We start from the raw sequence: 13,834 nt of genomic DNA, 5'->3' as shown, positions 1-13,834 counted from the left end.
TACAGAATGCCCCAAAGACAAGTCATCAACGCCTCGGTCAGCCCCAAAGGCAGCCTGGAAACGCTTTCCCAGCGCGAAGTCCAGCAACTCAGCGCCGCCGGCTCCGGCAGCATCTACACCCTGTTCCGCCAGTGCGCCCTGGCTATCCTCAACACCGGCGCCCATGTCGATAACGCCAAGACCATTCTTGAGGCGTACGAAAACTTCGAGGTGCGCATCCATCAGCAGGATCGCGGCGTGCGCCTGGAACTGCTCAACGCCCCGGCCGATGCGTTCGTGGATGGCGAGATGATCGCCAGCACCCGGGAAATGCTCTTCAGTGCCCTGCGCGATATCGTCTACACCGAAAGCGAACTGGACAGCCAGCGCATCGACCTGGAAAGCTCGCAAGGCATCACCGATTACGTGTTCCATCTGCTGCGCAACGCCCGCACCCTGCGCCCAGGCCTGGAGCCGAAGATGGTGGTGTGCTGGGGCGGTCACTCGATCAACACCGAAGAATACAAATACACCAAGAAAGTCGGGCACGAACTGGGCCTGCGCAGCCTGGACATCTGCACGGGTTGCGGTCCCGGTGTAATGAAAGGTCCGATGAAGGGCGCGACCATCGCCCACGCCAAGCAACGCATCACTGGCGGCCGTTACCTGGGCCTGACCGAACCGGGAATCATCGCCGCCGAAGCGCCGAATCCGATCGTCAACGAACTGGTGATCCTGCCGGATATCGAGAAGCGTCTTGAAGCGTTTGTGCGCGTCGGCCACGGCATCATCATTTTCCCGGGTGGCGCGGGCACGGCAGAAGAGTTCCTGTATCTGCTCGGCATCCTCATGCACCCGGACAACGTCGATGTGCCGTTCCCGGTCATCCTGACCGGCCCGAAAAGCGCCGCGCCTTATCTGCAACAACTGCACGCTTTCGTCGGCGCGACCCTGGGCGAAGCGGCACAAGCCCATTACCAGATCATCATCGACGATCCGACCGAGGTTGCCCGGGAAATGACTCTGGGCCTCAGGGCGGTCAAGCAGTTCCGTCGCGAGCGCAACGATGCGTTCCACTTCAACTGGCTGCTGAAAATCGACGCCGGTTTCCAGCGTCCGTTTGATCCAACCCATGAAAACATGGCCAGCCTGCAACTGAGCCGCGATCTTGCGCCCCACACGCTGGCGGCGAATCTGCGCCGAGCGTTCTCCGGGATCGTCGCCGGTAACGTGAAAGACAAGGGCATCCGCCTGATCGAACAGCATGGGCCGTACGAAATCCATGGCGATGCAGCGATCATGCAACCGCTGGACCGCCTGCTGAATGCCTTTGTCGAGCAACACCGGATGAAGCTACCCGGCGGCGCGGCCTATGTACCCTGCTATCGCGTGGTGACCTGACCGCATCCATTCGCTGCGCCGGACATCAGTTCGGCGCGAGCGTCTGGCATACGCCCCGGACAATGGCGTCCACCTCCTGAGCATCCACCGTCAAAGGTGGTAACAAACGGATTGTCTTGCCCCGCGTCACATTGAGCAGCAAGCCATGATCCCTCGCGGCAATCAGCGCCAGGTCGGGCAGCGCCCGCGTCAGTTCGATACCGACCATCAAGCCTTTGCCTCGAATCGCCAGCACATCAGGGTGATCACTCAACGCTGCACGCAAACCGGCCAGTAGGCGTTCGCCTTGCACTCGCGCGTTGTCCACCAGTGCCTGATCCTCAAGAATATCCACCACGGTACACCCGACGCGGCAAGCCAGCGGATTGCCACCAAAAGTGCTGCCATGACTGCCTGGGGTAAACAACTGCGCAGCCTTGCCCCGAGCCAGACACGCGCCGATGGGAATGCCGTTGCCGAGGCCTTTGGCGAGGGTCATGACATCCGGAACAATGCCTTCGTGCTGGAAAGCGAACCATTGGCCAGTCCGGCCCATGCCGGTCTGGATTTCGTCGAGCATCAGCAACCAGCCGCGCCGCGTGCAACGATCCCGCAGGGCTTTGAGATAACCCGGTGGCGGCAACTGCACGCCGCTTTCGCCCTGGATCGGCTCGACAAGCATTGCCGTGATGCGATGCCCGTAAGTTGTGCAGGCCTCGTCCAGAGCTTGCAGATCACCAAACGGCACCTTGAGAAAATCCCCCGGCAGCGAGTTGAAACCCAGGCGTACCGCAGGTCCGTCGCTGGCGGATAACGTCCCCAATGTGCGTCCATGGAAAGCATTCTCCATGACCAACACCAAGGGTTTTTCGATGCCTTTGTGCCAGGCGTAAAGCCGCGCCAGCTTCAGTGCGGTTTCGTTCGCCTCGGCGCCGGAATTGTTGAAGAACGCCCGCTCCATGCCGGCAAGCCCGGTCAGCTTCAGCGCCAGACGTTCCTGCCAGTCGATGCTGTAAAGATTGGAGGTGTGCAACAACAGCCCGGCTTGTTCGCTGATCGCCGCCACCAGACGCGGATGGGAGTGGCCTACGTTGGTCACCGCTACACCCGCGACCGCATCCAGGTATTCGCGCCCGGTTTCGTCCCACAAACGCGTGCCCAGGCCTTTGACGAAACTCAGGGCCAGCGGTTTATAAGTGGTCATCAGGCAGGCGGCGGTCATGGCATAAAGCTCCAGTCGGTGGATAATTCCAGTATCGTTAGCCACCTCAGCTGGATAAACCGCTAAATCCTCCATTCATTTTAAAGTCAGGCTTGATAATGGACTTATTCCAGGCAATGTCGGTGTACGTGAAAGTGGTCGAGACCGGCAGCATGACCGCAGCCGCATTTGAGTGCGGCTTGTCGACAACCATGGTGGGCAATCACTTGCGGGCGCTCGAGCAGCGGCTCGGGGTCGGCCTGCTCAACCGCACAACACGACGTCAGCGTCTGACCGAGTTCGGCGAGTCCTATTACCAGCGTTGCCTGGAAGTGCTCGGGTTGGTCGCCGCTTCCGAGCATCTGGCGGAACAGGCCCAGGCAGTGCCCAAGGGCACCTTGCGGATCACCGCGCCGTTCACGTTTGGCAACGAGCGACTGGCACCAGCCTTGACTGAGTTCTCCCGACGCTTCCCGCAGATCAGGCTGGACGTGGTGTTCAGCAACGAGCGAATGGACTTGATCGGCCATGGCTTCGATGCCGCCATCCGCCTTGGCACGCCAGAGAATTCAAGCCTGATTGCCCGCCCGCTTGAGGACTACATGTTGACGATCTGTGCTTCGCCGGACTATCTGCAACGTCGCGGCACGCCGACCGAGCCCATGGACCTGCAACATCACGACTGCCTGGCCTTTGCTTATCCGGCAGGCGACGACTGGAGTTCCGTGGAAAAACACTGGCGCCTGAGCGGGCCGGAAGGTGAAGTGCTGGTGCCTGTGAGCGGACCGATCACCATGAATACGTCGTCAGGTCTGCACAAGGCGGCACGCGCCGGTGCCGGGATCGCAATGATGCCCGACGCGCTGATCGAAGAAGACTTGCAGAGCGGCCGGCTGGTTGCGCTGCTACCGCAGTACCAGCTCCCCTGTCGGCCGATGCATTTGATGTACGCGCAAGATCGCTACCGATCGCCGAAATTGCGCTGTTTTGTGGATTTCGCGATGGAACTGTGGAGCAGGCCTGCGTCTGCCGAAAGAGCGTGACCTGAGCCACGATCCAGCGGCCGTTAGCGCGCCGCATCACCCCAGCGATATTCATGAGTGATGTCATCGAGCTGAGACTTGAGTTCCGCCTCCAGCACGAAATCCGCCGCCGCCAGCGTGTCGTCCAGTTGCTCAGGACGGCTGGCGCCAATGATCGCCGAAGTCACCAGCGGATTGGCCAGCACCCAGGCCACGGAGGTCGTGGTCATCGGCTTGCCAGCGTCGGTAATGACTTCCTTGAGTTTTGCGATGCTCTGGAATTCCCGCTCGTGCCAGTAGCGCTGCTGATACATCTCGCCAGCCTTGCCGACTGTTGCCGTGAATCGACCTTCGGAAGGTGCCTTGTCATGGGCGTGCTTGCCGGTGAGCAAGCCGCCAGCCAAGGGATTGTAAGGAATCACGGCCAGACGTTCTTCGCCAGCCAGTGGCAACAGCTCGCGTTCGATCTGGCGGAACAGCAGGTTGTAGCGCGGCTGGACGGACACGAAGCGGGTCAGCTTGAGGAAGTCGGCGCGACCCAGCATGCGCGCCAGCCGATAGGCGAGAAAGTTCGAGACGCCGATGTAACGCGCCTTGCCGTGGCGGACGATGATATCCAGTGCTTCGAGGGTTTCTTCGAGCGGTGTGCTTGGATCGTCCGAATGCAGCTGGTAAAGATCGACATAGTCGGTGTTCAGGCGCTTGAGCGACGCTTCAATGGCGCTGAGCAAGTGCTTGCGTGAAGCCCCGCGCTGCCAGGCCTGCTCGCCCATTATTCCGCACGCCTTGGTGGCCAGAATGTAATCGTCGCGCTTGCCCTTGAGCCAACTGCCGACGATTTCTTCGGTACGGCCAACAGTGTCAAGTTTTGCGCCCAGTGGATACACGTCGGCGGTGTCGATGAAATTGACCCCGGCCTCGGCGGCCCGGTCGATGATCTGGTGCGAGACCTGTGCATCGGTTTGCAGCCCAAACGTCATGGTACCTAGACACAGCCGGGAAACACTGAGGCCAGTGTTACCAAATTGTCGGTATTGCATGGTGTTTCTCCTCGGATTGGAAAGACAACAACTGACTGACTCACCTCGGCCCGGAGCAGTATCGCTTGGTCACTGTTGCACCGGGGCCAATAGCTGACTGAAGCAAATCCACGCTTGCTGTGCGTCCGGATGTGGACCTTCGATCACGCAAATTGATCGCACAGCTTTTTTTATGGCTATGTGCCATCATCTTGTTCTTGAATGTCCCGACTTCGACCTGACAGGTCATAAGGAGCCTGCATGCCAATGACCGATGATGACCACTATTCCAGACGATCTGACGACCGGTCCGGCTCTGGGGCTCAAGTCTGGATCGGCGGAGCAGATAACTCATTGTTCGCATTATTTCGAATGTGTGACTGTTCAAGGATTGAACCATGATGCCCGGCCAAACCGCTCGCTCATCCCAAAAAGTCCATGTGCCCTTCCTCTGGCTGCCGTTGCTTCCCGCCGTTGCTGCGGCAATCGTCACGCTAACGCTTGAAGGCCCAACCCGTCAAAGCCTGGGCTTCGGTGCTGCGATACTGGTTGTTGGTTTCGCTGCCAGCTGGTGGAGCACTCGCTCACAACGCGTGCGAATCAATGAAGCTATCGCCACTGCCGTTGCCTTGCATGAGCAGCAGGCCAGTGAAAACCCTTCGCTGAAATCCGCGGCACAACTCAACGAAGTCTTTCTCGGTGCAATGCCCATCTGGGCCAAGCAGGTAGAAAGCTCACGTCAGCAGACCGAAACCGCAATCGTCTCGCTGGCCACCCGCTTCACCAGTATTTCTTCGCGGTTGCAGGACACGGTTCAGGCGTCACAGCAGGCTGCGGGTGAACTGTCCGGACATAGCGCCGGTGGCGCACAGCACGCGCTGGCCCAGAGTGACGGCGAGTTGGTGCAAGTCATCGATTCTCTGAAGGCGACGCAAACCAGTCGCGATGAAACCCTGACTCAAGTGCGCAATCTGACCGCCTACACCGGTGAGCTCAGAACCATGGCTGCCGACGTCGCGGCAATCGCAGCGCAAACCAACCTGCTCGCGCTCAATGCGGCCATCGAAGCCGCTCGTGCCGGAGAAGCCGGACGCGGGTTTGCCGTGGTCGCTGACGCAGTGCGCAGCCTGTCGAGCAAGTCCAGCGAAACCGGGCAACAGATGTCCGCAAAAGTCGACATCATCAACAATGCCATCACCCAACTGGTGCAAGCGGCCTCGAGCGGCGCAGACCAGGACAGCAACTCGGTCGCGACCTCCGAAAGCAGCATCCAGCAGGTGCTGGAGCGCTTCAAGACCGTCACCCAACGCCTTGCCGAATCCGCCGAAATGCTGCAACAGGAAAGCTTCGGCATTCGGGACGAACTCACCGACGTATTGGTCAGTCTGCAATTTCAGGATCGGGTCAGCCAGATCCTGACTCACGTGCGCGACAACATAGATTCGCTGCACGCGCATCTGCAGCAGGTCAGTCAATCGCCTGAACAGACCGCCTCCCTCAATGCTCGCGATTGGCTGGCACGAATGGAGGCCACCTACGCCACTGACGAACAGCGTCATACCCACCGTGGCGGCACTGGCGCACAGCAGAATTCACAGGAAATTACCTTCTTCTAAGGAGAGCCTCATGGCTAAAAGTGTATTGGTTGTCGATGACTCCAGCAGTGTTCGGCAGGTGGTCGGCATTGCCTTGAAAAGTGCGGGATATGACGTGATCGAAGCCAGTGACGGCAAGGATGCGCTGGGCAAGCTCAATGGCCAGAAAGTGCACCTGATCATCAGCGATGTGAACATGCCCAACATGGATGGCATCACCTTCGTCAAGGAGGTCAAGAAGCTGGCCAACTACAAGTTCACGCCGATCATCATGCTGACCACCGAATCCCAGGAATCGAAAAAGCTGGAAGGCCAGGCCGCCGGTGCCAGAGCCTGGGTGGTCAAGCCGTTCCAGCCCGCGCAGATGCTGGCGGCAGTTTCCAAGCTGATCCTGCCCTGACAACGGAGGCTGCCATGCCACTCCTGTGCGAGACATCCAATGACACGGCGCGCGTGCACATCGACGGTGAATTGACGATCTACACCGCCGCAGAACTTGCCGCACAACTGCTGCCACGCCTGGGAGGAACCCCGCGCATGGAAATCGATTTGTCGCAGGTTACCGAAATCGATGGCGCAGGCCTGCAGCTACTAATGCTCGCCAGCCGCGAAGCCTCCAGAGCCGGTACCGATCTGACCCTGACGGGCCGCAGCAAGGCAGTCATGGAAACGCTTGAACTGTGCAACCTGGCCGAAGCTATCTAACGATTTGTCGGTTTGCATCCTGCAACACACGTCAAAGGAAATGAGCGTGAGCATTAACCTTGATCAGGCACAACAAACCTTCATCCTCGAAGCTCGCGAGCTGTTGCAGGCGATGGAAGGGTCGCTGCTGCAACTGGAAAACGAGCCCGACGACGATGACGCCATCGGCGCTGTATTTCGCGCTGCCCACACTATCAAGGGTTCTGCGGGACTGTTCGGGCTAGACGCGATTGTCAGCTTCACCCACATCGTCGAAGACGTTCTGGACCGTTTGCGCGAAGGCAGCATTACCGTGGATGCCGCACTTATTGCGGTGCTCCTCAAGTCCGGCGACCACATGCTGGAACTGATCGAGGTCGTCGCCAGCCAGGGCGCGCAATTGCAGGCCCCGGCGCTGGCCCGGGAATCTGCGCTGCGCCAGGCCCTGCAAAACTATCAGGCGCCCGGCGCGGCCCAGGACACATCGCCCGCCAAAGAACCTGCCGTTGAAAGTGGCGCAGGACTGCCTGCCAGCGCAACGCTCTGGCACATCAGCCTGCGTTTTGGCGTTGACGTTTTCCGCAACGGTATGGATCCGCTGTCGTTTCTGCGCTACCTCAACACCCTCGGCGAAACCGTCGAAATCGTCACGCTGTCCGACGGCATGCCTGCTCTGGAAGCCTGGGACGCGGAGTCCTGCTACCTGGGCTTCGACATCGAGTTCCGTTCTGCCGCGACTCATGCAGAGATCAACGAAGTGTTCGATTTCGTGCGCGACGACTGCCAGATCGAAATTGTTGCCGCGCACGACGAAGGCGCGGACACGTCTCCAGACACCCAGCTAGCGGTTCAGCGACAGGACGACTCTGTTCAAGGCACAGCGTTGATGGCGACGGGTGAACTCATGGCAGACCAGCGGGCGGTGCCACGTCTGCCTGCGCAGATTGCCTCCGACAAAAGTGCCACCCCCGTTGAAAACAAAACAAAGGACGGCCGTTACGTACGGGTCAACGCCGACAAACTGGACGAGCTGATCAACCTGGTGGGCGAACTGGTGATCGCCAGTGCCGGCGCCAGCCTGCTGGCACGCACCTGCAACAATGATCCGCTGCAGGAATCGACGTCGACGGTGTCGGGCCTGGTCGAGGAAATCCTCGACGGTGCCTTGCGCCTGCGCATGATCCCCATCGGCGATACGTTCAACCGTTTTCGTCGGGTGGTCCGCGACGTCAGCCAGGAACTCGGCAAGGACATCGACCTGATCATCAGCGGTGCGGAAACCGAACTGGACAAGACCGTTGTCGAGAAAATCGGCGATCCGTTGATGCACCTGTTGCGCAACGCCATGGACCACGGCATTGAAACCGCGCAAGCGCGCCTGGCGGCCGGCAAGCCGAGCAAAGGTCATTTGCATCTCAATGCCTATCACGACTCGGGCAGCATCGTCCTTGAAATCGCCGATGACGGCGCCGGGTTGAACCGCGAGCGCATTCTCGAAAAAGCCCTGGAGCGCGGCCTGATCGCCATTGGCGCAAGCCTGACCGATCAGGAAATCTACAACCTTATTTTCGAGCCCGGCTTTTCCACCGCTGCGGCCGTGACCAATCTCTCCGGACGCGGCGTCGGCATGGATGTGGTCAAGCGCAATATCACCCTGCTGCGCGGCACTGTGGACCTGGACAGCAAGCCTGGCCAAGGCACCGTGGTGCGCATTCGCCTGCCACTGACGCTGGCGATCATCAACGGTTTTCTGGTCAGCATCGGCCAGTCCACGTACGTCATCCCGCTGGACATGGTTCAGGAATGCATCGAACTCAACGAAGCGGATCGACAGATCAGCCGTGAGCAGGGCTATCTGGATCTGCGCGGCGAAGTGCTGCCGCTGGTTTACCTGCGCGACCATTTCAACCACGAAGGCCCCGCTGCCCGTCGGCAAAACGTGGTGGTGGTGCGCTATGCCGAACACAAGGCTGGCTTGGTAGTCGACGATCTGCTCGGTGAATTCCAGACCGTCATCAAACCGCTGGGCAAGCTGTTTGGCGCCCTGCGCGGCATCAGCGGCTCGACCATTCTCGGCAGTGGCGCCGTGGCATTGATTCTTGATGTACCGGCGCTGCTCGCACAAATCGTTCAGCTGGAACCTCGTTACACCTCAACTCATGCCGCAACGCTCACCACACTGCAAGCCAATGGCCGTTGACGCTTACGCAATTACATGGAGTACCACCCAATGAAATGGTTTTACGATCTCAGAATCGCGACTAAATTGATCGCTTCATTTCTCACGGTTCTGGCGCTGACCGCAGTCATGGGCGTGTTCTCGATCTTCCAGCTAAGCAACGTGAATGAGGCCTCGACGGAGATTCGCGAAAACTGGATGCCGGCCATGCGTGCCGCATCCGGGATGCGTTTTTATGCGGCGAACTACCGCATCAAGGAAAACCGCTACATCGCTGCTGATGCAGCTCAGGAGAAAGCCACCGTCGAACAGGAAGCCGTCGAGGTCAGGAAACAGTTTGAAACCCGCCTGGCGACCTACGAGAAACTGATTTCCAGCCCTCAAGAGCGACAACTGTACGACACCGCCGTCAGCGACTGGACAGCCTACCTTGCGGTCAGCAAAAACCTGCTTGCCCTTTCCCAGCAGGGCCTGGACAGCGAAGCCCGCACCTTGATCAGAGGCGAATCCAAACGCAACTTTGACCAAGTGACCTACGCACTGCAAAAAATGGTCGAACTCAACGATGCAGGAGCCGAAGGGGCCAGCACCCGAGGCACCCAGCTGTACCTGAACGCGCGAATTTCCATTGTCGCTGCCCTGATCGTCGCGTTGCTGGTGGGGTTGGGACTCGCCCTGTTCATCTCGCGCATCATTTCCCGCCCGCTCAAACAAGCGGCTGCCGTCGCCGAGCAACTGGCCGAGGGCAACCTCAACGCACGCATCGACGTCAATTCCAGGGACGAAACCGGCATGGTGTTGCTGGCCATGCAGAACATGGTCGGCAAGCTCGCGCACATCATCGGTGAAGTACGTAATGCCGCCGACAACCTGGCCAGCGCTTCGGAAGAAGTCAGCGCCACTGCGCAATCGATGAGCCAGGCCACCAGCGAACAAGCCGCCAGCGTCGAGGAAACCAGTGCGTCCATCGAGCAGATGAGTGCCAGCATCAATCAGAACACTGAGAACGCCAAGGTTACCGACGGCATGGCGAGCAAGGCCGCCAAGGAAGCCACCGACGGCGGCGAATCGGTGCAGCAGACCGTCGTGGCCATGAAGAAGATTGCCCAACGCATCAGCATCATTGACGACATTGCGTATCAGACCAACCTGCTGGCACTCAATGCTGCGATTGAAGCGGCACGCGCCGGTGAGCATGGCAAAGGCTTCGCGGTGGTGGCGGCGGAAGTGCGAAAACTGGCCGAACGCAGCCAGGTGGCCGCTCAGGAAATCGGCGAACTGTCTTCCAGCAGCGTCGACATGGCCGAGAAAGCCGGCAAATTGCTCGGTGAAATGGTTCCGTCAATCAACAAGACATCAGATCTTGTCCAGGAAATAAGTGCCGCTTCGGAAGAACAGGCGTCGGGCGTAGCGCAAATCAACACGGCCATGACCCAGTTGAACCAGGTCACGCAGCAGAACGCTTCGAGCAGCGAAGAACTGGCCGCCACTGCTGAGGAAATGAGCAGTCAGGCCGAGCAGCTGCAACAGGCAATGAGCTTCTTCACCCTGGACACGCCGCCCAAGTCGGCCAGCCAGTCATCAAGACTCGACAAAACGCCTGGAAACTCCAGCCGCAAACCGCTGCGCCAACCTGTGCAAGCGCCGACGAAAGCATTCGCCTACAACATGGCAAGCGCGCCGGACGAGTCCGAATTTACCCGATTCTGATCGTTGGCTATCACAGGTTCGCTTAAAGGAGTAAGGCATGGGCGCCATAGCCACAACACGTCAAGTCGCACCCCCCGTCGAGGAGGAGGCGCAATACCTGACCTTCATGCTCGGCGCGGAGATGTTCGCCATCGGCATTCTGGGCATCAAGGAAATCATCGAATACGGCAATCTGACTGTAGTGCCGATGATGCCTGCCTTCGTGCGCGGGGTGATCAACCTGCGCGGCGCCGTCGTCCCGGTGGTGGATCTGTCGGCACGCTTTGGCCGGCCTGACTCGGACATTACCCGCCGCAGTTGCGTGGTCATCATCGAAGCCAGCGCCGAGGATGGCCAGCCGCAGGACATCGGACTGCTGGTCGATACGGTGTCTGCGGTACTGGAAATACCCGCGTCGCAAATCGAGCCGCCGCCGAGCTTCGGCGCGCGGATTCGCGCTGACTTCATCAGCGGCATGGCCAAGGTAGACGGCAAGTTCGTCATCGTCCTGGAAGTCAGTCGAGTGTTGTCGATCGATGAAATGTCGCGACTTGCCGAGACTGAACACGCGCCGTCAACCGAAGCCGACGCGCGTTAAATAATCACTAGCGAGCAAGGAATGCCCCGTGAGTGCATCAGCGTTGAACGATACCGAATTCAACCAGTTCCAGTCCTGGTTGTATCAGGCTGCCGGCATCAATCTGTCATCGGCGAAAAAAGCGCTGGTGGCCGGCCGCCTGTTCAAACGTCTCAGGCATTACGAGCTGGACAGCTACGGCGACTACTTCAAGCTGATCATGAGCGGCCAGCGCGCCGATGAACTGCAGGTTGCGCTGGACCTGCTGACCACCAATGAAACCTATTTCTTTCGCGAGCCCAAGCATTTCGACTTCCTGCGCCAGCATGTGCTGCCCAATGCCGCGCCGGGCAAGACGTTCCGCTTGTGGAGCGCCGCCAGCTCGTCGGGGGAAGAACCCTACAGTCTGGCCATGACCCTCGCCGAAGGCTTGGGCACTACGCCGTGGGAAGTGATCGGCTCGGATATCAGCACTCAGGTCCTGGCCAAGGCGCGAGCCGGTCATTACCCAATGGAACGCGCCGGGACCCTGCCCCAACCATTGCTGGTCAAATACTGCCTCAAGGGCACCGGCCGCCAACACGGGACGTTCCTGATTGATCGAGCCCTGCGCAACCGGGTCAATTTTTTGCAGGTGAACCTCAACGAAACGCTGCCAGAACTGGGCGAATTTGACGTCATCTTCCTGCGCAACGTGATGATCTACTTCGATCAACCGACCAAGGCCCGCGTCGTCGCCCGGCTGATCCCCAGACTCAAGCCGGGGGGGTATTTCATCGTCAGCCACTCGGAAAGCCTGAACGGTGTCTCGGATGCTCTCAAGTTGGTGGCACCCTCCATTTATCGCAAGCCATGAAGATAGCCGCCGAAGAATTTTTTCTGGCCCCAGGCGAATTTCATTTCGAAACACGTCCGGTCCAGTTGCGCACCCTCCTCGGCTCTTGTGTAGCCGTAACCCTGTGGCATCCGGTGCGCAAAATCGGCGCCATGTGTCACTTCATGCTGCCCAGTCGCGTGCGTAAGTCCGCGACGCTGAGCGGCAAGTACGGTGATGAAGCCATCGAGTTGTTCATCCATCAGGCATTGGCGCACGACACCGCTGCCGAGGATTACCAGCTGAAACTGTTCGGGGGCGGCGAGATGTTTCCGCAGCTGCGCAAGGGAGTGCATTTCAACGATGTCGCGCGGATGAATATAAGCGCCGCGCTGAAGTTGGCTGACCAGTATCACCTCGACCTGATCGCTCACGACATGGGCAGTACCGGGCACAGAAACATCATTTTCGATATCGGCACCGGCCATGTGTGGGTCAGTCACAAACCAATCAGGACAAGTACGAACAATGGGCACGAAAAAAATAAATGTACTGTTGGTTGACGACTCGGCAGTGGTTCGTCAGGTCTTGCTGGCAATTCTCAGTGACACCCCGGACATCCATGTCATGGGCGCGGCCTCCGATCCTATTTTTGCCATGGACAAGCTGGCCCGGGAATGGCCGGATGTCATCGTTCTGGATGTGGAAATGCCGCGCATGGATGGCATTACCTTCCTGAAGAAAATCATGAGCGAGCGCCCAACCCCAGTGGTGATCTGCTCGTCATTGACGCAGAAAGGCGCTGAAACCACCTTGCAGGCCCTGGCGGCGGGCGCGGTGGAAATCATCACCAAGCCCACCAGCGGGCTGAAGAACTTTCTCCTCGAGTCGGCGGCCGAACTGGTTTCGGCGATCAGGGCCGCAGCCCAGGTCAATGTCAGGAATCTGGGCAAGCGGCCAGCGGCTGTGCAGCTGACCCCAGCCACCCGGCTGTCGGCTGATGCCATCCTGCCAGCAGCCAGCGGACAAGCCATGGCCCAGACGACCGAACGTATCGTCGCCATGGGCACGTCCACCGGCGGTACACAGGCGCTGGAAGCGGTGTTGACCGCACTGCCAAGGGTGTGTCCGGGCATCGTCATCGTCCAGCACATGCCGGAAAAATTCACCGCATCCTTTGCCGCGCGACTCAATGGCTTGAGTCAGATAGAAGTGCGCGAGGCGAAAAACAATGACCGCATTCTTCCGGGTCTCGCGCTGATCGCCCCCGGCGGCAAGCACATGATGGTGACCCGCAGCGGCGCGTTCTATCACGTCCAGGTGATCGACGGGCCGCTGGTCAATCGGCATCGCCCCTCGGTGGATGTGCTGTTTCGCTCGGTGGCGAAGTTCGCTGGCCGCAACGCAACCGGCATCATCATGACCGGCATGGGCGACGACGGTGCAAGAGGACTCAAGGAAATACTCGACGCCGGTGGCGCAACGGTCGCTCAGGACGAGGCCACCTGTGTAGTTTTCGGCATGCCCAAGGAAGCGATCAAGCTCAATGCCGCCCAGCGGATCCTGCCACTGCAGGAAATTCACCAGGCAATTTTGCGCAAATAGACGCATGGTTCGCTTCGTCGTGACGCCAAAAGGCGTTATTAGTGGCGTGAAAGCCGCTTTGGTGCTTGCTCAACCGGTATCTGTCTACGA

Annotated in this window: 13 protein-coding genes; 11 read left to right on the top strand and 2 right to left on the bottom strand. The window is 59.4% G+C overall.

Annotation, left to right across the window (positions count from 1 at the left end):
• Window positions 1–6: 6 nt before the first annotated feature.
• A complete protein-coding gene (ppnN, locus tag AABC73_RS12070) occupies window positions 7–1,380 on the top strand; it encodes a nucleotide 5'-monophosphate nucleosidase PpnN (RefSeq protein WP_331150429.1) in 1,374 nt (457 codons plus the stop codon).
• A 25-nt stretch (window positions 1,381–1,405) separates the two neighbouring features.
• Here ppnN and AABC73_RS12065 read toward each other — a convergent pair whose 3' ends face one another.
• Entirely contained in the window at window positions 1,406–2,581 is a 1,176-nt protein-coding gene (locus tag AABC73_RS12065) for an aspartate aminotransferase family protein (RefSeq protein WP_341523769.1), read from the bottom strand.
• 98 nt (window positions 2,582–2,679) lie between these two features.
• Here AABC73_RS12065 and AABC73_RS12060 point away from each other — a divergent pair, with 98 nt between their 5' ends.
• Window positions 2,680–3,603 (top strand): LysR family transcriptional regulator, encoded by a 924-nt coding sequence (locus AABC73_RS12060; RefSeq protein WP_341523768.1) that lies wholly within the window; start codon window positions 2,680–2,682, stop codon window positions 3,601–3,603.
• 23 nt (window positions 3,604–3,626) lie between these two features.
• Here the strand turns inward: AABC73_RS12060 and AABC73_RS12055 are convergent, their stop codons facing one another.
• Window positions 3,627–4,622 (bottom strand): aldo/keto reductase, encoded by a 996-nt coding sequence (locus AABC73_RS12055; RefSeq protein ID WP_341523767.1) that lies wholly within the window; start codon window positions 4,620–4,622, stop codon window positions 3,627–3,629.
• 377 nt (window positions 4,623–4,999) lie between these two features.
• On the opposite strand from AABC73_RS12055, the gene AABC73_RS12050 reads away from it, so the two are divergent.
• From AABC73_RS12050 to AABC73_RS12010, 9 genes are read left to right on the top strand one after another with little or no spacing between them, the layout of a single operon-like run.
• Window positions 5,000–6,217, top strand: a complete 1,218-nt coding sequence (locus AABC73_RS12050) for a methyl-accepting chemotaxis protein (protein WP_341523766.1) — start codon at window positions 5,000–5,002, stop codon at window positions 6,215–6,217.
• Between the two features lie 10 nt (window positions 6,218–6,227).
• Window positions 6,228–6,596 carry a response regulator gene (locus tag AABC73_RS12045; RefSeq protein WP_065836390.1) on the top strand — a complete coding sequence of 123 codons (369 nt, stop codon included), beginning with the start codon at window positions 6,228–6,230 and terminating at the stop codon, window positions 6,594–6,596.
• 14 nt (window positions 6,597–6,610) lie between these two features.
• On the top strand, window positions 6,611–6,901 hold the full coding sequence (locus tag AABC73_RS12040) for an STAS domain-containing protein (protein WP_341523765.1): 291 nt from the start codon (window positions 6,611–6,613) through the stop codon (window positions 6,899–6,901).
• Between the two features lie 46 nt (window positions 6,902–6,947).
• Window positions 6,948–9,080 (top strand): chemotaxis protein CheA, encoded by a 2,133-nt coding sequence (locus tag AABC73_RS12035; RefSeq protein WP_341523764.1) that lies wholly within the window; start codon window positions 6,948–6,950, stop codon window positions 9,078–9,080.
• Between the two features lie 30 nt (window positions 9,081–9,110).
• The gene (locus AABC73_RS12030) at window positions 9,111–10,769 is read left to right on the top strand and encodes a methyl-accepting chemotaxis protein (RefSeq protein ID WP_341523763.1); all 1,659 of its coding nucleotides are present in this window, start codon (window positions 9,111–9,113) and stop codon (window positions 10,767–10,769) included.
• A 37-nt stretch (window positions 10,770–10,806) separates the two neighbouring features.
• Entirely contained in the window at window positions 10,807–11,346 is a 540-nt protein-coding gene (locus AABC73_RS12025; protein WP_341523762.1) for a chemotaxis protein CheW, read from the top strand.
• A gap of 28 nt (window positions 11,347–11,374) precedes the next feature.
• Window positions 11,375–12,181: a CheR family methyltransferase gene (locus tag AABC73_RS12020; protein WP_341523761.1), complete on the top strand. Its 807-nt coding sequence runs from the start codon at window positions 11,375–11,377 to the stop codon at window positions 12,179–12,181.
• Window positions 12,178–12,702, top strand: a complete 525-nt coding sequence (gene cheD, locus AABC73_RS12015; RefSeq protein WP_341523760.1) for a chemoreceptor glutamine deamidase CheD — start codon at window positions 12,178–12,180, stop codon at window positions 12,700–12,702. Before AABC73_RS12020 ends, cheD begins: the two co-directional genes overlap by 4 nt.
• Window positions 12,668–13,744 (top strand): chemotaxis response regulator protein-glutamate methylesterase, encoded by a 1,077-nt coding sequence (locus tag AABC73_RS12010; protein WP_341523759.1) that lies wholly within the window; start codon window positions 12,668–12,670, stop codon window positions 13,742–13,744. Before cheD ends, AABC73_RS12010 begins: the two co-directional genes overlap by 35 nt.
• Window positions 13,745–13,834 lie beyond the last annotated feature (90 nt).

Origin of the sequence: Pseudomonas sp. G.S.17 (assembly GCF_038096165.1) — a bacterium.
Lineage (GTDB): Bacteria > Pseudomonadota > Gammaproteobacteria > Pseudomonadales > Pseudomonadaceae > Aquipseudomonas.
Note: the sequence above shows the minus strand (reverse complement) of the source record. Positions and strands in the feature narration are given on the sequence as shown.